This is a genomic window from Haloferax sp. Atlit-12N (assembly GCF_003383095.1).
In the GTDB taxonomy this organism is placed as follows: domain Archaea; phylum Halobacteriota; class Halobacteria; order Halobacteriales; family Haloferacaceae; genus Haloferax.
In genome coordinates this window covers 335808-359700 of record NZ_PSYW01000003.1, presented here as the reverse complement: position 1 = coordinate 359700, position 23893 = coordinate 335808, and the positions used below count along the sequence as shown (strand labels likewise).

18 protein-coding genes are annotated in these 23893 nt (G+C 64.5%); 6 read left to right on the top strand and 12 right to left on the bottom strand.

Annotation, left to right across the window (positions count from 1 at the left end; translation table 11 throughout):
- The 5 genes from C5B90_RS15930 to C5B90_RS15915 all read right to left on the bottom strand — a co-directional run bounded on the left by C5B90_RS15930 (position 1) and on the right by C5B90_RS15915 (position 5522).
- Positions 1 to 402 carry a hypothetical protein gene (locus C5B90_RS15930; protein ID WP_115882945.1) on the bottom strand — a complete coding sequence of 134 codons (402 nt, stop codon included), beginning with the start codon at positions 400 to 402 and terminating at the stop codon, positions 1 to 3.
- A gap of 125 nt (positions 403 to 527) precedes the next feature.
- Positions 528 to 695, bottom strand: a complete 168-nt coding sequence (locus C5B90_RS20915; protein ID WP_199517530.1) for a hypothetical protein — start codon at positions 693 to 695, stop codon at positions 528 to 530.
- 669 nt (positions 696 to 1364) lie between these two features.
- Positions 1365 to 2132, bottom strand: coding sequence for an IclR family transcriptional regulator (locus C5B90_RS15925; RefSeq protein WP_115882944.1), 768 nt, complete (start codon positions 2130 to 2132; stop codon positions 1365 to 1367).
- A gap of 99 nt (positions 2133 to 2231) precedes the next feature.
- On the bottom strand, positions 2232 to 3338 hold the full coding sequence (locus C5B90_RS15920) for a Gfo/Idh/MocA family protein (RefSeq protein ID WP_115882943.1): 1107 nt from the start codon (positions 3336 to 3338) through the stop codon (positions 2232 to 2234).
- An 84-nt stretch (positions 3339 to 3422) separates the two neighbouring features.
- Complete coding sequence (locus C5B90_RS15915; RefSeq protein WP_199517521.1) at positions 3423 to 5522, bottom strand: pectate lyase; 2100 nt, start codon at positions 5520 to 5522, stop codon at positions 3423 to 3425.
- A gap of 376 nt (positions 5523 to 5898) precedes the next feature.
- On the opposite strand from C5B90_RS15915, the gene C5B90_RS15910 reads away from it, so the two are divergent.
- Positions 5899 to 7047 carry a Gfo/Idh/MocA family protein gene (locus tag C5B90_RS15910; RefSeq protein ID WP_115882942.1) on the top strand — a complete coding sequence of 383 codons (1149 nt, stop codon included), beginning with the start codon at positions 5899 to 5901 and terminating at the stop codon, positions 7045 to 7047.
- A gap of 24 nt (positions 7048 to 7071) precedes the next feature.
- Positions 7072 to 8448, top strand: a complete 1377-nt coding sequence (locus C5B90_RS15905; protein WP_115882941.1) for a DUF362 domain-containing protein — start codon at positions 7072 to 7074, stop codon at positions 8446 to 8448.
- Between the two features lie 48 nt (positions 8449 to 8496).
- Here the strand turns inward: C5B90_RS15905 and C5B90_RS15900 are convergent, their stop codons facing one another.
- From C5B90_RS15900 to C5B90_RS15890, 3 genes are all read right to left on the bottom strand, one after another.
- Positions 8497 to 10035 (bottom strand): glycoside hydrolase family 28 protein, encoded by a 1539-nt coding sequence (locus tag C5B90_RS15900; protein ID WP_115882940.1) that lies wholly within the window; start codon positions 10033 to 10035, stop codon positions 8497 to 8499.
- Between the two features lie 109 nt (positions 10036 to 10144).
- Entirely contained in the window at positions 10145 to 11200 is a 1056-nt protein-coding gene (locus C5B90_RS15895; RefSeq protein WP_115882939.1) for a S9 family peptidase, read from the bottom strand.
- A 490-nt stretch (positions 11201 to 11690) separates the two neighbouring features.
- Positions 11691 to 11933, bottom strand: coding sequence for a hypothetical protein (locus C5B90_RS15890; RefSeq protein WP_233512067.1), 243 nt, complete (start codon positions 11931 to 11933; stop codon positions 11691 to 11693).
- A gap of 154 nt (positions 11934 to 12087) precedes the next feature.
- Here C5B90_RS15890 and C5B90_RS15885 point away from each other — a divergent pair, with 154 nt between their 5' ends.
- Together C5B90_RS15885 and C5B90_RS15880 are read left to right on the top strand one after the other, a co-directional pair.
- Entirely contained in the window at positions 12088 to 14184 is a 2097-nt protein-coding gene (locus tag C5B90_RS15885; RefSeq protein ID WP_115882938.1) for an ABC transporter substrate-binding protein, read from the top strand.
- Between the two features lie 207 nt (positions 14185 to 14391).
- Positions 14392 to 16518 (top strand): ABC transporter permease subunit, encoded by a 2127-nt coding sequence (locus C5B90_RS15880; protein ID WP_115882937.1) that lies wholly within the window; start codon positions 14392 to 14394, stop codon positions 16516 to 16518.
- 233 nt (positions 16519 to 16751) lie between these two features.
- Here C5B90_RS15880 and C5B90_RS15875 read toward each other — a convergent pair whose 3' ends face one another.
- A complete protein-coding gene (locus tag C5B90_RS15875; RefSeq protein ID WP_058828641.1) occupies positions 16752 to 16970 on the bottom strand; it encodes a hypothetical protein in 219 nt (72 codons plus the stop codon).
- A 215-nt stretch (positions 16971 to 17185) separates the two neighbouring features.
- Between C5B90_RS15875 and C5B90_RS15870 the strand changes: the two genes are divergently transcribed.
- Together C5B90_RS15870 and C5B90_RS15865 are read left to right on the top strand one after the other, a co-directional pair.
- Positions 17186 to 18247 (top strand): ABC transporter ATP-binding protein, encoded by a 1062-nt coding sequence (locus C5B90_RS15870; RefSeq protein WP_115883040.1) that lies wholly within the window; start codon positions 17186 to 17188, stop codon positions 18245 to 18247.
- Positions 18244 to 19359, top strand: coding sequence for an ABC transporter ATP-binding protein (locus tag C5B90_RS15865; RefSeq protein WP_115882936.1), 1116 nt, complete (start codon positions 18244 to 18246; stop codon positions 19357 to 19359). The genes C5B90_RS15870 and C5B90_RS15865 overlap by 4 nt, the downstream gene beginning before the upstream one ends.
- Before the next feature lie 161 nt (positions 19360 to 19520).
- Here the strand turns inward: C5B90_RS15865 and C5B90_RS15860 are convergent, their stop codons facing one another.
- From C5B90_RS15860 to C5B90_RS15850, 3 genes are all read right to left on the bottom strand, one after another.
- Positions 19521 to 20642: a Gfo/Idh/MocA family protein gene (locus C5B90_RS15860; RefSeq protein ID WP_115882935.1), complete on the bottom strand. Its 1122-nt coding sequence runs from the start codon at positions 20640 to 20642 to the stop codon at positions 19521 to 19523.
- Positions 20643 to 20815: 173 nt separating this feature from the next.
- Positions 20816 to 22678: a hypothetical protein gene (locus tag C5B90_RS15855; protein ID WP_115882934.1), complete on the bottom strand. Its 1863-nt coding sequence runs from the start codon at positions 22676 to 22678 to the stop codon at positions 20816 to 20818.
- Positions 22679 to 22822: 144 nt separating this feature from the next.
- Positions 22823 to 23848, bottom strand: coding sequence for a Gfo/Idh/MocA family protein (locus tag C5B90_RS15850; protein ID WP_115882933.1), 1026 nt, complete (start codon positions 23846 to 23848; stop codon positions 22823 to 22825).
- Positions 23849 to 23893: the final 45 nt, after the last annotated feature.

The following is a 23893-nucleotide window of genomic DNA, read 5'->3' as shown; positions in this document are numbered from 1 at the left end:
CTACCGCCCGTCGAACGGCTCGGGCGACAGGTCGAGGCCCGCCCGTACCTCGTCGGTGAGTTCTTCGAGGACGCTCGTTCCGGAGCCCGGTTTCGAGTCCCACGACCAATCCTCGTGGAGGCGGAGACGGCCGTCGTCCAGTCGCTCGATGCGGTCCGTCGAGTGGCCGGTCGCGGTGGTCCCGTCTTCGGTGACGTGCGAGTATCGGAAGTCGAGCGTGTCGCCGAGGTGGAGGCCGACGAGATGGCCCAGCCTGACGGTTCCGCCGCGGTACGTCGCGTGAATCAGGTCGTCGGACTGGTCGAACCAGAAGTAGGTGTCGCCGCCGACGTCGCCGCCCTCGGCGTTGGCGACCGACTTGAAGACTCGTCCGTCGAGCGACGGCGCGTGAGATTCGGGCATAGTCCGTGTGCGAAGCCGACCGTTATGAGTGGTCCGCCGCAACGCACGGAGGAACCCGGCTGGCACCCGGCCGACGATCCGCTACGGACCGTCGCGAACCGCCACACCACCACCGGTGTCAGTCGCTATCCGTTCCCCGAATCGCCGTTCGAGCCGGATTCGACCGCGTCAGTCGCCTTTTCGATTCCTTTCTTGGCCTTCTCCTCGCTCACCTTCGTTCGCTTTCCGACCTGTTTGGCGACTTCGTCTTCGCGTCCCTTTACGAGGCCGAGCAGCCGTCGAAGCTTGCTCATCACGCCCATAGCGTCGGCGATAACGACTCCTCGGAAGAAAAAGTGGCGGCCGTCGAACGAACCGACGGGTGCCGAGCGTACACAGCGGCGGAATAGTAAATAATCAGATATACCTATAAAGATGGTATGTTTGCGGTGTCATCTCGAATCCCCATTCATGGTTCGGAAACCGAGAGAGACGTATGAGCCGTAACGACTGTTTTTTCGGTGTTTACGGATGTATTCGGGAGCAAGCCGTAGCAGTACGAGATTTCGTTGACTGATGCCGAAAGTCTGACCCGAGAACTGGTCCGAACGGTTTGCCTAGTATTTTCAGTCGTTTCAGCGTTCGAGTAGTGACTTCTCGGATATTTTCCGGACACGAAGCGAGAGATAGCGCATTGGAGACTAAAATTACTGAATTCTGATGATATTGTGAATTAGTATTTTATCAGATGAGAAAAATTCGCCGGCCGTAATCGAAAGCGTGCAGTCACTGCGTCCGAACACTCGCTCAGCACGGTGGTGCGTTACGAGAATATATTACAGGCGTACGAGCGTAATTTGTTGATTCACAGTAATAATACAGCGAAGAGAACGGTTGTAACTATTGCAGGTATATAATGTTCGACAGTTCCGAACGACCGGGGAACGGTCGGCAGGAAACGACGCGGGATGGTCCCGCCCGGGTCACGCGAGCGCGAGCTCCAGTTCGAACTCGCTGACGATGTCTTTGACCGTGTGCGCGAGTTCGGCCTTCCGGTCCTCGCCGGTCACCGAGTGGGCCGGGCCCGTGACGCTGAACCCGCCGATAACGTCGCCCGAGCGGCGCGTCGCGGCGACGCCGATGGCGTAGAGTTCGTTGAAGTTCTCGGCGCGGTTGACCGCGTAGCCCTGCTCGCGGACGCGCTCTAACTCCTCGAACAGTGCCTCGCGGTCGGTCGTGGTGTTTTCCGTCTCCTGTGGGAGGCCCCACCGGTCGATTATCTGTTCGATGCGCGGCTCCGGAAGCTCCGCGAGAATCGCCTTCCCGACGGCGGTGTTGTGCAGGAACAGTCGGTTGCCGAGTTGCTCGTGGGACCACCCCATCTTACTCCCCGACGCGGTGTGCAGGAAGACGGCCTTCCCACCCATCTCGACGGTGAAAATCGACCGGAGTCGAGTCTCTTCGAACAGACGCTCCGTGAACTGTCGCGCGAGGACGAACGCCGGCTCTCGCGTCCGGACTTGGTTCCCCAACCGGAGCAGTTCCGGACCGATGAAGTAGAAGTCGCCCTCCTTGATGACGAACTGCTCCTGCTTGAGCGTCGCGAGGTGGCCGTGAATCGTGCTCTTGGGCTTGTCCATCCGCTCGGCGATTTCGGAGACTCGCGCGCCGTCTATCGCTTCGAGTTGCTTCAGAATCTCTATCGAGGTGGCGGTCGTCCGGAGCGTCTTAGTCGAGTTATCCGTTGGCATACCTCAATATTTTCGGCTACGTATTTAAAGTTCAGGATGGTCGAACGGCTAAGAGGACGCGGTCTCGGCGTGACGGCGTCTGGGCGGCGGCGACCGGGGTCACCCCTCGACTTCGACCCATCCGCCGCGCTCGCCGGACTCGTAGGCCGCATCGAGGACGCGCAGCAGTTGCACGGCGTCGTCGACGGTCGCGGGCACGTCGCCGGTCTCGTAGCCCGCGAAGTAGTCCTCGAAGTAGTCCTGCACGAAGTCGCCCCAGGCCGGGAACCGGTCGTAGGTGAACTCGAACTCGACGGTCCGCTTCGGCGCGGCGGTCCAGTCGGGATGCTCCGAGGTGATGTCCAGCGGGACCGTCGGTTCGTGCTGCAGCGAGTCGTGGTGCAGCGGCGTCAGCGCCTGTCCCTCGGTGCCGTAGAGCCCGAGGTGCGTGTCCTTGCCGCGGTCGCTCAGGTAGTAGCCGGTGTGGTACGTGCCGAGCGTCCCGCTTTCGGTCTCGAACTGGAGGACGGCCCCGGCTTCTACGTCCGTCTCGACCGCGTCGTGGAACCGGGCGTTCACCCGCGCGATGGGGTCGTCGAGAATCCACGGCATCACGTCGACCCAGTGCGGGCCAATCCACTGGAGTGCGCCGCCACGACTCGTCTCCCGGTCGTAGAGGTAGTGGTCGGTGTCCCGGTAGGAGAGCTGGCTGGCGTTGAAGCGGCCGTCGAGCGTCCACACGTCGCCGAAGAAGCCCTCAGAGACCCGGTCGCGGAGCGCCATCGCGACGGGGTTGCGCCGGTAGTACATCGTCGGCGAGACGGTCACGCCGAGTTCGTTGGCCCGGTCGGCGATGTCTTCGAGATCGGCGGCGGTCCGAGCGATGGGTTTCTCGCTGACGACGTGAACGCCGTTCTCGACGGCGCTCTCGATGATTGACGGGGTCTCGTCGCTCCGGTAGGTTATCCACGCCACGTCGACGTCGGCGTCGGAGACGAGTTCGTGGGGGTCCTCGTAGACCGCCGCGCCGCCGACGAGGTCCGCCATGTCCTGCCCCTCGGTCGTGATTTCGTCGGGGCGGTCGTCCATCGCCGCGATGTTCTCCACATCGACCCGTCGTCCGGGTTCGCAGACCGCGGTAATCGTCGCGTCTAACTCGCTCGCGACGGCGAAGTAGGGGTCCCGGTGGTGGTGGTCGATACCGATGTATCCGATATTCGTACCCATACACGTACTTCACCGAAAATAATTTAAAAATATGCGGGTACAAGCAAGATAGTCGGCGGCAGGCGGTTCGTCGGCCTCACGCGGTCATTGTGAGGGTGTCTCGACCCGACGAGACCACGACCGGAGCCACGGTCGAGTCCCGCCATTGGGGACGTTCAGCTCGTGGCTGTTGACCGCGAGGTTCGGGTAGCCGCCGACCTGCTCCTGACTGTCGACGAGGTAGCTCTCCCCGTTTTCGACGTTTTCGAGGATGCGTTCGTCGGTCGCTGTGCGGTCGGCCGGGCGCGCGCCGACGTTCGCGAGGTTGTGGTCGAACGTCCGGTCCGACGACATCGCTGCCAGTCCGTCGGGCCACAGCGGCCGCTCGTCGACCACGGTCACGTTCTCGTCGACCATCGGCACGTCGCCGTCGGTGCGGTTGTCTTCGAGGTACGCCACGGCGGTGTCCACGTCGTCCTCGGTGAAGACGTTCGCCTTATTCGAGTTGGGCCGGAGATAGGCGTTGCCGACGATGCTCGCCTCGGTGTCGGGGTCCATCCACGTACCGTCCTCGTGGTCGTACATCACGTTGTTGACGACGACGCTCTCGGTCCCCTCCTTGAGTCTGGGATGGCGGTCGGTGTTGAACGCCCAGACGTTCCCCAGCATGGCGACGTTCTTCGCGTCGTTGCCGATGAGCGAGCCGTAGCCGTGTTCGCCCTTCGGGTGGACCGAGTCGTCGAGCGCCTCGGCGACGAGGCAGTTCGAGACAGTCGTCTCCGCAGTCTCGTAGCCGACCGAGAGGCACTCGTCGACGCTCCACGAGGCGGAGACGTGGTCGATGACGTTGTTCGTCGTCTCGTCGGCCGTGTTGACCGTGTCGAGCGCCCAGTCCTCGGTCGGTTCCTCGATGCCCGCGTCGCCGAGTCGCACCCGGACGTGCTGGAGGACGCAGTCGCTCGCCCCGATATTCACGCGACCCTTGACGAACGTGACGCCCGGCGAGGGCGCGGTCTGGCCCGCGATGTAGCACTTGTCGTACGGAATCGGGAGGTCGCGCACGCCGAGGTCGATCGTTCCGCTGGTCTCGAAGACGACCAGTCGCTCGCCGTCGATGGTGACCGCCTTTTCGAGTTGGCGACGCGTCGGCTCGGTTATCACGATGACCGGCGTGTCGTCGTCGAGCCACGGTGCAGCCTCGGCGAACCCGTCGCTCGGTCCGAAATGCGACGCGCTGTCCGGACCGGCGTGGGCCGGAACCTTGCTGTTCGACGGGTTCGAGGTGTTGAACGTGGAGACTGCGCCTCGCGCGGTGTCTCCGTCGGCCGTGTCTGCCACCGCGCGCACCTCGTAGTAGCGACGTTCCGTCAGGTCGTCCGCCTCGACGCTGAACGCGCCCGGTGAGGTGAGTTCCGTCGGGTCCGTGGTCTTCCACGATTCAGTGGGTACCTCCCGATACTCGAAGTAACAGTCCGCGGAATCAGCACCACCGAGGTCGCCGAGTTCGCCGGTGAGCGTCGCGGATCCGGGGCCGATGTCGGTCACGTCGTCGGTCGAGACGAGCGGGACGCCCGTCGTGTTCTCCACGCTTCCCGCGACTTCGACGTCGCCGATATCGCGGTTCTGGTCGGGGTCGACGCCAGAAAGGCTCTGGAACGTCGCCGTCGCGAGCGTCCCCGAGAGGTGGCTGGTGACCGCCAGACCGACGTAGACGCTGTCGCCCAGCGAGATGTCGGTGGCGTCGAGCGTGTTAATCGACGTCCACGTCTCGCCGTCCGTGGAGTGGTACGTCTCTATCGTGTCACCGCTTCGCTTGAGACGGAGCCAGTCAGCCTGTGTGCCGCCGACGCTGTTCGTCTCGGCACCGTCTTCGGGCCGGTACTGCATCGACGCCTCGCCGTTGGGCCGGCGACGGACCATGACGTTCTTCGAGTCGGGGTCGAGCGACTCGCGGACCATCGGGCCCGTCTTCGTCCAGCTTTCGATGTTGTCGATGCCGGTGTTCTGGACGGCGACGTCGAAGTCGCCGCTCAGTTCTGTGTAGTAGTAGTGGAACGCGTCGGCAGTACCCCAGATGTCGTCGCCGCCGCCCTGCATCGAAATCACGGTCGCGGCCGCGGCGCTGCCACCGAAGAGGCCAGTCGTCGCCGCACCAATACTTCCTGCTCCGAGCACGCGGAGGAACGTCCGTCTATCGGGTCTCATGAGTGCATCACTCGAACAGACAACATATTCAACGATTGTTATAATTTATGGCAGCCTGAATCCGGCACCGGCAGAGTATATAAAGTTCGTGAGGCACGAACGGTTGACGCCGCGGCTGGTTCGAAATAACGAGATGAGACATAAGATATTACACCCATATGCTTGTAATACATGTGTCGTATCTTATAAAGTTCGGTATATTCGAATAGAGATGTCCGATCACACACGTCGTCGATTACCGTTCTCTCGGACACCGTCGAATCGGCGGCTCGCGGGCGCAGACGACGGTCAGGCGCGCGAATCGTTCCGGCGGAAACCGAAGCCATGCAAAAGGTTATTACACTCCGACCAGCAGATTGGTGCAACGAGTCAGCACATGCAAGAGCTAGGTATCATCATGAACGGCGTGACCGGCCGGATGGGAACGAATCAGCATCTCATCCGCTCCATCGTCGCGCTACGCGAGGAGGGCGGCGTGGAACTCCCCAACGGGGAGCGAGTCATGCCGGACCCGATTCTCGTCGGCCGCAACGAACGCAAACTCCGCGAACTGAGCGAGGAACACGGCATCGACCGCTGGACCGTCGACCCCGACCTCGAGACGTGTCTCGACGGCGACGACGAGGTGTACTTCGACTCCCAGATAACCCCCCGCCGCCCGGACAGCGTCATGAAAGCCATCGACGCCGGAAAGCACGTCTACTGCGAGAAGCCGCTGGCGAGCGACCTCAGCGCCGCGCTCGACGTGGCCGGGATGGCCGAAGAGAGCGACGTGAAACACGGTATCGTCCAAGACAAACTCTGGCTGCCGGGGCTGTTGAAGCTCCAGCGACTCATCGAACAGGACTTCTTCGGCGACATTCTCTCGGTGCGCGTCGAGTTCGGTTACTGGGTGTTCACCGGCCACGGCCAAGAGGCACAGCGCCCCTCGTGGAACTACCGCGCCGAGGACGGCGGCGGCATCGTCGACGACATGTTCTCCCATTGGAGCTACGTGCTGGAGAACCTGTTCGGCGAGGTGGAGTCCGTCCGCTGTCTCCAGAAGACCCACATCGACGAGCGAATCGACGAGGACGGCGAGCCGTACGAGGCGACCGCGGACGACGCCGCCTACGCCATCATGGAACTGGAAGACAACATCGTCGCCCAGCTCAACTCCTCGTGGACCGTCCGCGTCAACCGCGACGACCTCCTCGAAATCAAGGTCGACGGGACCGACGGAAGCGCCGTCGCCGGCCTGCGCGACTGCAAGACGCAGGGCCACGCGAACACGCCGAAACCGGAGTGGAACCCCGACACACCGAAGGAACACGACTTCTACGAGGACTGGACGGGCGTCCCGAACAATCAGGTGTTCGAGAACGCGTTCAAGCTCCAGTGGGAGAAGTTCATCCGCCACGTCGTCGCCGACGAGCCGTTCCCGTGGGACTTCACCGCCGGGGCGCGCGGCGTCCAACTCACCGAGGCGAGCTATCGGTCCTCAGAGGAGGGCCGCCGCGTCGTCCTCGACGACCTCAGCGTGTAGGAACTCCCCCCGACGAACAGTTTTATGTCGAACTCGGCCGTCGAGTTTCGCATGCACACAGATGGCGACGAGAACCCCGTAGACTGGCTCTCAGTCCCGGAAGACGTTATCCTCGAAGCGTGCGGTAACCCCCCGCTCCCCGAGTTAGGTATCATCGAACAGGTCTGGGAGACGAATCCGATTCCGGCGGCCGAGGTTCCAGAGGCGGCCGCGAAGGCCGTCGCCGCGCTGTCGTTCGCGGACGTTCCCGACGGCGGCGAGGTCGCACTCGGCGTCGGAAGCCGCGGTATCGCGAATATACCCGACATCGTCGCGGGCGTCGTCGAGGCCGTCTCCGAGGCGGGCTACGAGCCGTTCGTGTTCCCCGCGATGGGAAGCCACGGCGGCGCGACCGGCGAGGGACAGCAGGAGATGCTGAACGAACTCGGCGTGACCGAGGAGCGAATCGGCTGCGAGATTCGGTCCAGCATGGAGGTCGTAGAGGTCGGGCGCACGCCGGACCGCGACGTGCCCGTCGTCGCCGACGCCAACGCCGCGGGTGCGGACGCCATCATCCCCATCAACCGCGTCAAGCCCCACACCGACTTCGACGGCGAGGTCGAAAGCGGGCTGTCGAAGATGCTCGTCATCGGGATGGGCAAACAGCGCGGCGCGCAAATCGCCCACAAGTGGGCCGTCGACTGGTCGTTCCGGCGGATGATTCCCGAGATAACCGAGCAACTGCTGGACTCGCTTCCCATCGTGGGCGGCGTCGCCATCGTGGAAGACCAACACGACGACACCACGCTCATCGAGGGCGTTCCCCCGTCAGGCTTCCTCGACCGCGAGCGCGAACTGCTCGAAACCGCGTACGAACTGATGCCGAAGCTCCCGTTCGAGGAGCTCGATTTGGTCGTGTTCGACCGACAGGGCAAAGAGATTAGCGGGCAGGGGATGGACACGAACGTCATCGGCCGCCGGCCGTTTTCCATCAACGAGCCTGCCCCCGAGAAGCCGAACATCAAGCGCATCTACACCCACGGTCTGACCGAGAAGACCCACGGCAACGCGATGGGTGTCGGGTCGGCAGACGTGATTCACGAGGACATCGTCGCCGAGTTGGAGGCGCAGACGACGCTCATCAACGCGCTCACCGCGAGCACCATCCGCGGCGTGAAACTCCCGCCAGTCGTCGAGACCGACCGCGCGGGCGTGGTCGCCGCGCTGTCGACCATCGGCGTCGTCGACCCCGACACAGTCCGGGTCGTCCGCGCGGCCGACACCATGCACCTCGCTCGGCTGTACGCCTCGCCGGCGCTCGTCGAGGAGGCCCGCGACCGCGACGACCTCCGCGTGGTCGAAGAAGCCTCGCCGATTGCGTTCGAAGACGGGCAGTTCGCCGCGCCGTCGCTTCGGGACTGAAGCGCGCAGAAGCGTCTTTTTCGGAAAAACGAGTGTGTCGGGCGTCGCCTACCGCTCGACCGTCTCTGGCTGTACTGAAACGACGGCCTCGGCCATGTCGCCGTAGTTGCCAGCGAGGAGCACCGAGGATTCGCCGTCGCCCTCGTCGCGGACGTGAGCGAACGGTTCGCCGTCGTCGGGGGCGACGCAGCCGCCGATTCGGAGGTTCTCGACGCCGTCCGCCACGACAGCCGGGGCCTCGTCGGCCTCGGCCTCGAACCCGTCGAGGACGACGGTCGAACTCGCTTCCGCGGTCAGCGGGGTCCCGCTCCCATCGGGGACCGTCACGCGAACGTCCTTGAACGAGACGCTGCCGAGCGACTTACAGAAGACGCCGTGTCGCTGGTCGTAGCCCTTCGCCATCGCGGGCGAGAGGTCCGAGGCGTCGAACGGGCGGGTCGCGTCGATGTCCACGTCGGTAAAGGAGATTCCCTCGAACCGCTGTTCGGGGAGGCCCGCGAGGAACGCCGCCGACTCGACCTCCTCGGCGGAGATGTGGTGAAAGTTGACGTTGCGGACGTTCGGCGTCGCCTCGGTGACGGGCTTGGGGTCGCTGTCGATGTCCGTCTGGTAGTAGCCGTTGATGACGAACGGGCAGGCGACGCGGCGCATGATGATAGTGTCGAACCGGAGGTCCTCGACCGTCCCGCCGCGGCCGCGCTTGGACTTGATGCGGATGCCGCGGTCGGTGTCGGTGAAGGTGCAGTTCGTGACGGTGACGTGCCGCACGTCGCCGGCCGTCTCGCTCCCGATGACGACGCCGCCGTGGCCGTGTTCGACCGTGCAGTTGGTCACGACGACGTTCTCGGTCGGGCGTCCGACCTCGCGGCCCTGCTCGTCCTTGCCGGACTTCAGGCAGATGGCGTCGTCGCCGGCGTCGATGTGGGTGTCGCTGACCCTGACAAAGCGCGAGGAGTCGATGTCGATGCCGTCGCCGTTCGGGGCGTCCGGCGGGTTCTGAATCGACACGTCGTGAATCGTCACGTCGTCGGAGTAGACCACGTGGGTGTTCCAGAACGGGGAGTTCCGGAGCGTCACGCCGGAGACGGTCACGTTCTCACAGCCGTCTATCTGGAGCAGTGGCGGGCGCACCGTGAACGTGCTCACCTCGTCCTGCTGGTTGCCACGTCGAATCTCCTCGAGTCGCTCGGTGAGTTCGGAGGGGTACTGCTCGGGCGGTAACGACACGAACTCCCACCAGTAGGAGCCGCCGCCGTCGATGACGCCCTCGCCGGTGATGGTGACGTTCTCGGCGTCGGCCACGTGGAGACACGGGTGGAAGCCGTCTTGGTCCCACCCCTCCCAGCGGCTCTCGACCGTCGGGAACTCGGTGAAGTCCTGGACGAACTGGAGTTCCGCCCCGTTTGCCAGTCTGAACGTCGTGTCGTCGCCGACGCGGAGCGGGGCGCTTCGGTACGTCCCCGGCGGGAGATACACCTCGCCGCCCTCGCCGGCGCAGTCGTCGAGCGCCGCCTGAATCGCCGCCGTGTCGAGCGAATCGTCGTCTTCGATACCGTAGTCGCGCACGTTCCGCTGTTCGAGAGTCACGCCTCAAGCATCCGCGAGCGCGTTGATAAACGTTGTGCCGGGGTACCACGAGGCACCGGTATCGGAGACGCGAGGCGAGAGCGGAAGCGGGTCGGGACAGCGCGTCGGCTCAGAGCCGGTCGCGCAGGAAGGGCCACGCGCCGGCCTCGAAGAAGCGGTGGCCACCGTCGCCGACGAAGAGGCTGCACTTCCCCTCGGCATCCGCGGCGCGGTACCGCCCGCGGATTCGGTCGAACGCCCGTCTCGTCCCGGCTATCGGGAAGATGGGGTCGGATTCGCCCGCAACGATGCGGAGCGACCGCGGAGCGACGAGGCCGGCGATATCCCACACTTCGCCGAGGCGTCGGAGGCCGGGAACGTAGTTGCACAGGCAGTGGTCGATGGGGACGATGGAGTCCTCGAACGGGCAGACCGACGCGCAGGCGACGACGTGCCTGATTCGGTCGTCGAGCGCGCCCGCGAGGAGCGCGATGGTTCCGCCGCCGGAGTGGCCGCAGACGGCTAGTCGGTCGGCATCGAGCGCGGGATGCCCCTCGACGAAGTCGACTAGGCGACGCACGTCCCACACGCGCTCACCGACGAGCGACCGGCCGAGGAGCTGGGCGCGTTTCTGCCAGTACGTACATGGGTTGACAGCATCGGACTCGTCCGACTCGTCGGCCGCGTCGGGACGCAGTTCGCCGAAGGCACGCATGTCTGGGGCGACGACGGCGAAGTCCCGCCGGGCCGCCTGTCGGGCGATGTCCCGCCGGTCGTCGTCGATGTGGCGGCTGGCCGCCTCGCCCTCCGCGACGCCGGCGGCGAGGTCTTTGCCGTGTTCGGTGTGGCCGTGCAGCGCGACGACAACCGGATATGGCGGGTCCACCGAGTCGGGGAGAAGCAGGTAGAACGGGACGCGGAACCCCCGTTCGGTGCGGACGCTCCACGTCTGTCGCTCGTAACTCCGGTGTTGAACCGCCGCTTCCGGTCGCTCCCGTCGATTCGGATCGATGCCCTCGACGGCTCGGTCACGCATCGCCGGAAATCCGAGCACGTCGCGTAGTTCGTCGCGGAACGACTCCTGCCACGCCTCGAACTCCGGTCCCGTCTCACCCGCGTACTCGACCGAGCGGTCGGTCGCTCGGAGGACGCCGTCGAACCAGTCGTCGTAGTCGAAGCCAGTCATTCGGTGTCGTTCCGACGAACGCGGTGGGTTCACAAGTGCGTGTCGGCGTTGCGGACCGGGAGAATTGTTCCCCGTGGGCGAACAGAATCGGTTGTGAAGAAAACAGGACGCAGAACCCACCACTCACCCATTTTCGGTCGTTTTCGATGGAGAACGAACCGGTCTGAAATCGGGAAAAGGAGCATTACGGTTGTAGCGTCGTCACGGCGCGTAGCGAACCGAATAGAGTCCGATTTCTGCCAGTAGAGTCCCTAGAAGTAGTGATTTTGCTGTTCACAGCGTTGACTGGGACGCTACTCAGTGAGGACGACCAACCGAATTCGGCTGTTGAGTTCCCCATACGCGAACAAAAACTAACACCTATATTACAGATTAGACGCGGAAACCGAAAGACGGCGGCGAGATGGAGGTGAAAGTGATACTATGATATGAAGAACAGCGATGATCCGAGTCGGCAGAGACGACGGGAGAAAACAGAAGCCGAACGCGTTCACTCGAGGGCGTCACTCAGATAGCCGCAGCGCCAGAAGACGACGCCGACGGTCGCGAGGAGTACGCCGGCGAGGGCGAAGTCCATCATGAGGACGACGTACGACGCGGTCCCGCGCTCGATGCCCGTCATCGCGAGGAGGCCGAGCACGACGATGAGCAGCGTGAACGAGAGCACGCTCGTCCACAGCATCTTCTTTCGGCAGATCCAACATTTGAAGTACGACTGTTCTGAGGTTCCCATTACCGGCGATTTCGCAAAACGGGATAATAGTCCTTTGGGGGACCGCCCCGCGCGTCGCGAGGGTCACGAGCGCGGCCGCGTAATCAAATACTGTCAGTAGATAATTACCATTATCGATGGGTATATATGGGATAGTCATAATGGGTACTGTGTGATGGATTCGCAAAGCAGCGCTGAGTCCGACAAGTGGATCAGCGACGACGAGTGGGAAGACGTATCGCCACAGACACGCCGGCGTCTGCTTCGAAACGCGTTCGGTGCCACGGCCGGTGCCGCCGCGCTGGCCGGTTGTAGCAGTGGTGGTAACGAAGACACGCCGACTCCGCTCGAGAACGAGGGTGGCGGCGGCGGGAGCACGACGACCGAGGGCGATTCGACCGGCCAGTCGTCGGGACGAACGCTCGACCACATCATCTCGCTCGCACCGACGAACGCCCGATTCAACCCGTACGGCAACGCCGCGAACTTCTCGTTCCGGTGGTACTGGGCGATGTTCGACCAGTTGGCCGTCCACGACAAGGTGTCGAACAAGACGAAAGGGATGGTCATCGAAGACTGGGAGTACGCCGACAACGGACAGGTCGCGTGGAACGTCCGCGACAGCTACACGTGGCACAACGGCGACGACCTGACCGCGGAGGACGTGGCGACTCAGCTCAAGATCGGCAAGCTGATGCAGACCGTCCACAAGGGCTACGGCGCGCAACCGCTGTACGAGAACGTGGAGACGACCGGGAAGTACGAACTCACGTTCGATCTGGTCGAGCCAGACATCAGCCGGGAGATATTCGAGTTCGGTCACATGAAGCGCCGCGCGTGGCTCTGGGCGCACCGGGACATCTGGGGGAAGTACGCCGAGATGTTCGACGACGCCACCACCGACTCGGAGCGGACCTCTGCCCAGCAGGAGATGATGCAGGCGGTTCAAAAGAACGTCTGGGACAACGCGAACGTGCCGGGGAACTCCGTCTGGGAGTTCGTCAGCGGAGAGGAGAACGTCGCGCACTTCGAACCCTACGACGACTACGTCAGCCCCTTCAGCGACGCCGAGTGGTCGAACGGCGAGATTACGGGCGACATGATAGACTACAGCCTCGACTGGCACCGCTACCCGAACCAGCAACAGCGGACCAAGGCGATGCAGGAGGGCGTCATCGACGTGAGCTACCCGCCGGAGTCACAGTCCGCCCGTGACCGACTCAAGGAGAACGGGTGGGGGCCGGCCGACAGCCTCTCCGAGGACCAGATCACGCCGCAGATGCGCAGCGGGGCGATGGGCGTCCTGCTCAACTGTCAGAGCGACATCACCGGCGACCCGCGCGTCCGGAAGGCGATTCACCACATCGTCCCCCGGAAGCCCCTCGTCGAGTGGGTTCCGGACTACGGCACCTACTGGGTCGAAGACCGCATTCCGTCCGGCATCGGGCAGGACAAGGAAGTGCCATGGTTCGGCGGGAACTCGAACTGGCCGAGCGGCGACCTCGCGAAGCTCGAACGGTACGCCCACACGGAAGACGACGTGGACGAACAGCGGGCGACCGAACTCCTCGAGGCCGCCGGCTTCTCGAAGTCGGGCAACCGCTGGAAAGACCCGAACGGCGAGAACGTCACCCTGCGGTTCTACACGGCGACGTCCGACGAGGAGCCGATGGCTCTGCGGTTCGCGCAGATCGCGAAGTCCTACCTGGACAGCTTCGGTCTCCAGACCGAAGTGACCGCACAGGAGGCGACCATCCGCGCCGGGAAGACGATGGAGTCCGGCGACTGGGAGCTGCTGTTCGACAACTGGGGCGGCGCGAAGTCCGGCCCGCCGTTCCTCGGCTTCTCGAACTCCTTCCGGGTCCAAGAGTCGCTGTCTGGACAGCCGCTTCCGAGCAACGACAGCTGGGCGATGGACCGCGTGGTCGAGGTGCCGTACCCAATCGGCGACCCGACCGGTGACCTCCAAGAGGTCGACGTCATCAACAAGCTCAACGAGCTTCGGACGCAGATGTCCGACGAAGAGCGCAGACAGAAGGTCGCGGAAGTCTCGTGGATATTCAACCAGTCGCTCCCGATGATGCTCATCAACGAGGAGGGCGGCACGGGTGGCTACTGGCTGAATCACGACAACTGGGCGACGAAGCCGCCGAACAACAACCTGAATCCGGCGTACCGCTACGAAATCGTCGAAATCGGCCAGTACTCCTACTGCCAGTACATGGCCAAGATGGGAACCGAGTACTTCCACCCGGCGGAGGGAGGGCAGTAACCGAACCGGGCGCCGCCACCTGAACGAGAAACCGTCGTCTCACCGAGATCAGTCAGAACGTATCAGCCATGCGGTGAACTCCCCGTCCGGGGGCGCAACGCGCCGCCTCCGGACGCGACGACGGCGAGACAGTTCGGTCGATTGCGGTCGAAAGTAGCCCTATTCATAATGATTAAGTACCCACATGAGAGGTAAGAACTAGCAAGGATGGTCGAGAAAAATTACTACGTGCGCCGGATAGCGCAGGCCCTGATAACGGTCTGGGCGGCGATCACGTTCTCGTTCGTGACGGTTCGGCTCATACCGGGCGGGCCGATGGACTACATCGCCGCGCAGATTAGACAGCGGTCCGGGGGGGCGGTTTCGTCGACCCGCCTCAACCAGATGGTCGAGATGTACTCGAACGTCAACCCGGACAAGCCGATGCTGCAGGCGTACGTCGAATACATCGTATCGGTTGCGCAACTAGACTTCGGGCGGTCTATCTTCTACTCGGACCCGGTCTGGAGCGTGCTCGGACCGGCGATCCCGTGGACGATGTTCGTCTCGCTTTTCGCCCTCGTCATCGGCACCATCATGGTGTTCCTCATCGGCGGCTTCCTCGCCGTCCACGAGGGAGACACCTGGGACGTGGTCGGGAGTTACTTCGTCATCTTCTCCGACGCCGTCCCGTACTACATCGTCGGGCTCGTACTGCTTTTCACGCTCGGATTCGGCACCGAGTTCTTCCCCAATGGGGGGCGGTACGACAACGCGCTCACGCCCGGGTTCAACATCGAGTTCATGGCCAGCGTGCTGCGACACGCGGCGCTGCCCATCATGTCGTTCGCGCTGACCTCGTGGGGCGGCCTCGAGTTCCGCGCGCACTGTACCCGCATCATCGGTGAGGACTACGTCGACGTGGCGGAACTCAGGGGACTGCCCGACAGCCGGATTCAGCTACGGTACATCGGCTGGAACTCGATGCTCCCGATGTACACCGGTCTCATGGCCGGCCTCGCCAGCCTGTTCGGCGGTTCGGTCATCATGGAGCAGATATTCCGCTACCGCGGCATGGGCTTTTACTTCTACGAGGCCACGATGGCGCGGGACTACACGACGGTCATGGCGGCGGTCATCCTCTTCACCATCGTCACCGTCGTCGGCCTGCTCATCGCCGACTTCACCTACGGCTTCATCGACCCGCGCGCCGGGCACACCCAGCGCGAGTCCTACTCGCGGTCGTACCGCGAAACCCTCCAGCGGTTCGTCAACCGCCTGCGAGGCGGCGGCGCGGACGAGACCGAGACCATCGACGACCGCATCGAGGGCAACCGCATCTCGGCGAGCGGCGCGATGAGCTTCGACGTCGATAGCTCCGACTTCTCGCGCGGCGAGTACATCAAAGAGCGAATCGACCAGAGCCTCCTGACCCCGTTCCGCATCATCTGGACCTCGCCGCGGGCGCGGGTTGGCGCGATAATCCTCAGCATCTTCGGGTTCCTCGGGCTGTTCGGGCCGTACATCGTCCCCGAGGTCAGACCGATGCAGGGGCCGATTCTCCTGCAACCGCTGGAGAACATGCGCTACCCGCTCGGCACCGACGACATCGGCCGCGACCTCCTCGCACAGCAGGTGCTCGCGACCCGCCCGATGCTCGTCATGATGCTGTCGGGGGCACTCGTCACGCTCGGGCTCGCCATCTTCTTCGGCGTCACGTCCGGCTACCTCGGCGGCGTCATCGACAAGGTGCTCATGACGGTGACCGACGTGATGATGAACATCCCCGGCCTCGCGCTCGTCATCGTCCTCGCCGTGATTCTCGAACCGAAGAGTCCGGTGTTCGTTGGGTTCGTGCTGGCCATCGACAACTGGCCACGCTTGGCCCGACAGCTTCGCTCGCAGGTGCTCACCATCCGCGGTGAGTCCCACGTCGAGGCCTCGCGCGTGCTGGGACTACCCACGTCGAGCATCCTCTCGAAGAACGTCATGTCCCGGCTCATGCCGATGCTGACGATGGGGACCGTCGGCTCCATGCGGAACATCCTGATGGAGTCCGTCGGCCTGTACTTCATCGGCGTGCTGCCGTTCACGACGAGCAACTGGGGCGTCGTCCTCAACATCGCCCGCAACGGCGGGGCGCTGTCCGGCATGGACCGCTTCCACTGGCTGCTCGCGCCGATACTGTTCATCGTCACGATGACGTACGGCCTCCAGCTGTTCGCGCAGGGGACGGACCGACTGTTCAACCCCCGTCTGCGCGCTCGCCACGCGGCCACCGTCTCGACCGACGACATGGAAGGCGGTAGCGGCGGTTCGGAAGGCGGCGACGGTCCCGCATCGGCCGCGGACTAACCACCGGACCAGCCGGTCCGTTCCGCGTCGCTGTTTTTTTTCGATTATCTCGACCCGAGAGCGGTCGTGCCACGCTGTCTCAGGGAAAAGGTTAACACACGCGCTGTTGACCTACGAAACGGACTTCAACCATGAAAGTGGAGAAAGAAGGAAATACGACGCGGTACCTGCTCGGCCTCGTGATACTCGTAATCCTGCTCATCGGGGTGTACTACGGATTCACCATGATGTAATCAGAACAGCCGGTACGCCCAGATCAGTACCCGGAACGCGACGGCGACGAACACCAGCAATCCGCCGATTATTCCGAACATTCCCGCCCAGACGCCGGTCTGAAGGGCGGCACCGAAGAGAATTAACAGCGCTCCGAGGAGAATCACCGTCGAGGTGATACCGCCGATTTTGGAGCGAACTGTCCACAGCACGTTCTGTCGCGTTTGCGCTTGCGCCATGTCAGCACGGACATCGCGGACGAACTTATAGTTTGCCGGTATCGCCGGTCGAACTGGCCGAAGACCACGAAATCGGCGCGCGTCAACTGCGCCGGCGGAAAGTATTAAGTAGTATTGAACGTGATAGATTCCTACTACGGTCACATGTTGACGATAGGCACGCGTGACGGGTGGGGTCGCTCGCCCGCCGTACGAACCGACGAGAGGGACTGACCATGGCGACACAACACACCAAACAGAAGATGCCTGAAGAGCCAACGGCCGAACACAACGTACTCGAAATAACGAACGCGAGCGTCGCGTTCGCGATGGAGCGCGGGGACGCGCGAGTCCTCGACGACGTGTCGATTAACGTCCGCCGCGGCGAGGTTCTCGGCGTCGTCGGCGAGTCCGGCTCCGGCAAGTCGATGCTGGCGGACTCCATGCTCGACGCCATCGACTCGCCCGGGACGCTCACGGGCGACGTGGTGTTCAACCCGCCGGAGGGCGGCGAGCCAATCAAGGTCAACGACCTGAGCAAAGAGGAGCTTCGCCGGTTCCGCTGGGAGCGCGTCTCGATGGTCGTACAGGGGGCCCTCGACTCGTTCAACCCGACGCTCAGCATCGGCGACCACTTCGTCGAGACGCTCCGAGCGCACGACTACGACATCCAAGAAGGGATGGAGCGCGCCCGACAGCTCATCTCCGACGTGCACCTCGAACCGGACCGCGTCCTCGACGCGTACCCCCACGAGCTATCCGGCGGGATGAAACAGCGCGCGCTCATCGCGCTGAGCCTCATCCTCGACCCCGACGTACTCGTGATGGACGAGCCGACCGCCGCGCTCGACCTCCTGATGCAGCAGTCGATTCTGAAGCTCCTCTCGGAGCTGAAAGCCGAGTACGACCTCACCATCGTCATCGTGACGCACGACCTGAGCCACGTCGCGCGCATCTCCGACCGCCTCGCGGTGATGTACGCCTTCGAACTGCTCGAACTCGGCCCGGTGCAGGACATCGTCATGGACCCCGCCCATCCCTACACGCGGGAGCTACTCAACTCGATACCCGACATCGACGCCGACCTCGACGAGATGGCGTCCATCGAGGGGACGAGTCCCGACCCGCTGAACGTTCCGAAGGGCTGTTCGTACCACACCCGGTGCCCGCTCGCCGACGAGCAGTGCCGGGCGACGAACCCGGACCTCATCGAGGTGTCCGAGGACCACGGAGCCGCGTGCTTCTACACCGACGAAGCCCGTGAGACGATTCCCCTCAAGAAGGAGGTCTCGAAATGAGCGACGACCCCCTGCTCCGCGTCGACGACCTGAGCGTCCACTTCGGCGGCAACGAGGGCATCCTCGACCGCTTCCTCGGCGACGACAAGGGCGTCGTCCGCGCCGTCGACAACGTCTCGCTCGACATCGGCGAGAACGACGTGGTCGCACTCGTCGGCGAGTCCGGCTGTGGCAAGACGACGCTCGGAAAGGCCATGATCGGCCTCCAACGCCCTACCTCGGGGGCGGTCCGCTTCCGCGGACAGGACATCTGGAAGTCCGACCTCGAACCCGGCGACATCCCGTACAAGGAGATTCGGAAGTCGCTCCAGATGGTCCACCAGGACGCCGGGAACTCGCTTGACCCCAACCGGACGATATTCAAGAACCTCAACCCGGCGCTGAAGAAGTGGCGGCCGGAGCTCAACCTCGTCGAACGGCGGGAACTCGTCCACCAGATGCTCGACACCGTCGGGCTCACCCCCGCCGACGACTACGCCTCGCGGTACCCCCACCAACTGAGCGGCGGAGAGGCCCAGCGGACCGTCATCGTCCGGTCGATGCTCCTCGAACCGGACCTCATCCTCGCCGACGAGGCTGTGAGCGCCCTCGACGTGTCGCTGCGGGTGAACCTGATGGACCTCCTCCTCGAACTGCAGGAGATGTTCAGCACCTCGTTCGTCTTCATCTCGCACAACATGGCGAACGCTCGGTATCTCGCCGGTCGCGCCGACGGCCGCATCGCCGTCATGTACCTCGGCCGCATCGTCGAAATCGGCCCGGCGGACGAGATTATCAAGAACCCCCAGCACCCGTACACCAAGAGCCTCCTGTGGGCGACCTCCGGCCTCTCGGAGATAAACGACCCCATCGAGACGCCCCCGGTCAGGAAAATCGACATCCCGGACCCGGAGAACCCGCCGAGCGGCTGTCGGTTCCACACCCGCTGTCCCGAGGCGCGGGAGTACTGCACGTCGAACACACCGGACCTCTCCGGCATGAGCGGCCCGTCTGACCGCCACGAGGCGGCCTGCTTCGACGCGCACGACAGAATCGACTACCGGAACAGCGAGCCGCTCACCGACGACCTCGACATCGACGTCGCCGACGACGCGGAACAGCCGGCCGACTGAAAGAGAAACCTCGATTGAGACTGCTGTTCAGACGCTGTCGCCAACACCGAAACCGGTACCGACACCGACGCCAGTTTTCGCTTCCGTACCGACTCCTGTTTTCGCTCCCGTACTGACGCCCGTTTTCACTCCCAAACCGATTCCTGCGTTCACTCCCGAGTTCACTCCGCGTCGCCCGCCGGGCCGACGTCAGTCGGGAAGCCGTCGGGGACCGACGGCGGGCGCTCGCACTGCGCTGAGAGTTCGACGTACGCGCCCTCCTCGGCGGACTCGCGGATGCCGTCCATCGCTTCGAGGACGTGGAATCCGAGGTCGCCGCTGGTCCGGTGGTCCCAGTCGGAGTCGAGCGAGTACGCGAGGTCGACGAGGCCGAGGCCGCGCTGTTGGCCGGGGTGGTCGCGCTCGACGGGAATCTCGCGCCACTCGCCGTCGTCGTCGTCGCTGAGATGGATGCGAGGCGTCCCGTCGAACCGGTTGGGGTTGGTGACGCTCAGCGTCCCCTCGGTGCCGTAAATCTCGAACCCCGGTAGTTCGGACCCCCACACGTCGAAACTCGTCAAGAGCGTCCCCGTCGCGCCGTTTTCGAAGGTCACGACGGCCGTCTCGTGGGTCGGCACCGACACCGGAATCCGCTCACCGCGGCGCGGCTCGCTCGTTATCTCGCGCTCTGCGAACGGCGTGTTCGCGGTGCCGGCGACCGACTGAATCGGGCCGAGGAGCGTCACGAGCGACGTGAGGTAGTACGGCCCCATGTCGAAAAGCGGGCCGCCGCCTTCCGCGTAGAAGCCGTCGGGGTCCGGGTGCCAGTGTTCGTGGCCATGGTTCGACCAGAACGCCGTCGCGCCGACGGGGTCGCCGATGCGGCCCTCGTCGATGAGGTCGCGGCAGGTCTGGATGCCGGTTCCGAGGACGGTGTCGGGCGCGACGCCGACGGTCAGTCCGCGCTCGGCGGCGGTCTCCAGAATCGCCTCGCCTTCGGCCTTCGTCGCCGCGAGCGGCTTTTCGGTGTAGGTGTGCTTGCCAGCCTGAAGCGCGGCCGACACGAGGTCACCGTGGGTTCCCGCCGGCGTGAGCACGACCGCCACGTCGATTTCGGGGTCCGCGAGCAGGTCTTCTGTCGGGAGAACGCGAGGCACGCCGTACTCGTCTGCCTTCGATTCCGCGCGCTCCGTGTCGAGGTCGGCGCAGGCGACGATGTCGAGGGCGTCGAAGCGGTTCCCCGCCTCGAAGTACACGTCGCTGATGGCTCCACAACCGATGATACCGAGAGTCACACTCTCCATACCGGGGCGACGCGGAAGAGGCTCAAATAGCTGTTGACGGCCACAGATACGCGGCTGTCACGGTCGACCGTTACGACTGGAAAAGATGGCACACACGGCGGCTGGTCGCGTCTCGATACGAGTCGCGGCTCGGTCGGTCTTCGTGCCGACGAGCGCTCGTTCGCCTCGGCGGGTCAGGGGGGGCTCGCGCCCGACTCTTCGACGGCGAGCGCCCACTGGTCGACCCAGTCGCGCAGGCCGCTGTCGGGGACCGAAAGCGAGCGCGTGCTTCCGCCGTGGTCGGGGTAGCCGCCGACTTCGCCCTCGTTGCCGGGGATGCCGGGTGCGTTCGCCGGGTCCGAGACATCGGTATCGAGGCTCCGGTTGCGGATGTTGTCGATGACGCGCTGTTCGTGGCTGATGCGGTCGGCCGGGCGAGCGCCCGCGTACGCGAGGTTATGGCTCTCGACATCGGTGGCGGGCATCGCCGTGAGTCCGCTGGGCCACAGGGGACGAGAACCGAGTTGCGTGGCCGAACAGAACGTCCGCCCGTTCAGGCCGGGGTCGGCGACGATGTTGTCTTCGATGTAGACGCTGCCGTCACCCTTGACAATCGCGTCGGACCAGTCGAACCGCCCGAGATACGCGTTGCCGACGACACTGGACTGAGCGCCGGGGGACGCCCAGATTGCCTTGTCGAAGTAGTAGACGATACTGTTGGCGATGACCGACTGGGTGTCGTCTTTCAGCCGCGGGTTGCGGTCGTTGTTCGCGGCGTAGACCGTCCCGAGGATGGCGACGTTCTCCGCGCCGTTGCCGACGAGCGAGCCGTTGGAGTTCTCCTCCGGTTCGTCGAGGCCCTCGGCGACGAGACAGTTCGCGAAGGTCGTGTCGCTCGTGTTGTAGCCGACAGAGAGGTTCTCGTCGCGGCCCCAGTAGGCGCTGCAGTGGTCGAAGATGACGTTCGAGGTATCGTCGGCGCTGTTCATCGGGTCCGCACCCTCGGCCGCGCCGCCGTCCTCCCCGCGGAAGATGCGGAGGTGTTGGACGACGCAGTCGTTCGCGTCGACCTGAATCATCCCGTTGATGAAGGTGATTCCCGGCGAGGGAGCCGTTTGACCGGCCACCCAGCAGTTGTCGTTCGTGATAGAGAGGTCGCCGCCGCCGAGGTCAACGACGCCACTCGCCTCGAAGACGACGAGGCGCGGGCCGCTGGCCTCGAACGCCGCGCGGACGGCGCTCTCGGTCGCCTCCTGGACGCGGTGGACGGTCACGCTGTCGTCGAACCACGAGGCATCCGCGAATCCGGCGTCCACGTCGAAGTAGGACCCGCCGGACGTGTCGCCGCCGGACCCGTCGTCCGAGCCGCCGTCGCCAGACCCACCGTCGCCGTCGCTGGTCGAGACGCTACCGGCCACGTCCACGTCGCCTACGTCGCCGTTGCTCGACGGCGACAGGCCGGTGAGACTCTCGAACTCGGCCGTCGAGAGCGTGCCGGCGCTGTGGCTCGTCACCGCGAGGCCGACGTAGGCGTCCTCCGCAAAGTCGATTTCGCCGGGTTCGATGTCGGCGATGAGCGTCCAGTTGTTCCCGTCGGTCGACCCGTAGGCGGAAATCGTGTCACCGCTTCGTGTGAGGCGGAGCCAGTCGGCGGTAATCGACCCGCCGCTCACCTCGCTCTCGCCGCTCCCGCCGTCGGACGTCGTGCTGACCGTGTCCGCGCCGGCGGCCGAGCGCCACTGGAGCGACGCCTCGCCGTTGGGTCGGCGGCGAACCATGGCGTTCTCGGCGTCGGCGTTCAGCGTCTGCCGGACCATGAGGCCCGCTTTGGCCCAGCTATCGGTGTTCTCCAAGGCGGTGTTGTGGACGACGACGTCGAAGTCGCCGCTCACTTCCTCGTAATAGTAGTGGAACCCGTCCGCGGCGTTCCAGATGTCTTCGCCCGCCCCCTCAACGGTGACGGTGGTCGCCGCCGCAGCGGTTCCGCTGAACGTCGCGACGGTACCGATACTACCTGCTCCGAGTGCACGCAAGAACGTGCGTCTGTTGGGAGTCATGTTATGACACCAACAGGATTCAGAACCCGCCCCGTAATAAAAATTGTTGGTGAACAATCATTATCGAGACGTAAACGGTCGAATACCCGCGTCTCTGGGAGTGTCTGGTTCCGCGAAAACGCCGCGTCGGTCAGGAAAGCGAACTCAGTCGTCCACGTCGCCGAGGTTGCCGACAGACGACACCGACACCCACTCGCCGCGACTGTCCGAGCGCTCGGCGGCGAAGACGATGTCTACTCCCTTTCTCGCCTCGTCCGGCGGCACCATCGGCGGTCGCCCCTCGGAGACGGCCTCAACGAAGTCGCGTATCTGGGCGACGTGCGGGCCGTCGGGACGCGGGTCGGGGAGTTCGACGGGCTGTTTCTCCCCGTTCACCTCGAACAGTTCGACGCCCGTTTCGGTGACGCGGAGCGTTCCCTCCGTCCCGTTAAATTCGAGGCTGATGGCCTGTTGGGGCCGCGTCGCCGTCGTCGCCGACACCTGCCCGAGCGCGCCGTCTTCGAACCGGAGCGAGAGCGCGGCCGTATCGGGAGCTTCGATGTCGTGATACAGCGCGTCGCCGGTGCCGGCAACCCGTGACACGTCGCCCGCGACCCACTGGAGCAGGTCGATACCGTGGAGCGCCTGCGTGAACAGGACGCCGCCGTCGAGGTCCGCGCTCCCGTGCCACGACGAGTCGTCGTAGTACGACCGGTCGCGGTGCCACTTCACTCGCACGTCGGCGAACACGAGCCGTCCGAGCCGACCGTCGCCGACCACCTCGCGGGCGAACTGCATCGTGGGAAACAGCCGCCGCTGAAGGATGCAAGCGAGGGTGACGCCGGCGTCGCGGCAGGCGGCGACCATATCGTCGACGCGGCCGGGCGTGATTTCCAGCGGTTTCTCGCAGAGCACGTCGATGCCCGCCGCCGCGGCGTCGACGACGATGTCGCGGTGGGCCCCGTTGGGCGTGCAGACGCAGACGGCGTCGAGCGCGGCGTCGGCGAACAGGTCGGCGTGACTGGTGTACGACGGACAGCCGTGCGTCTCGCCGAACGACTGGGCGGTCTCCGGGGTGTGGTCCGCACAGCCAACGAGTTCGGCACCGTCGATGTCCGCAAGCGCTTCGGCGTGGGACCGGCCCATACTCGCACAGCCGACGATGCCGACCCGAATCGGCGTCTCGGTCATCGGCGCTCACCGTCGGGCGAAGGGGAAGTGGCGACTGTAGGCGTC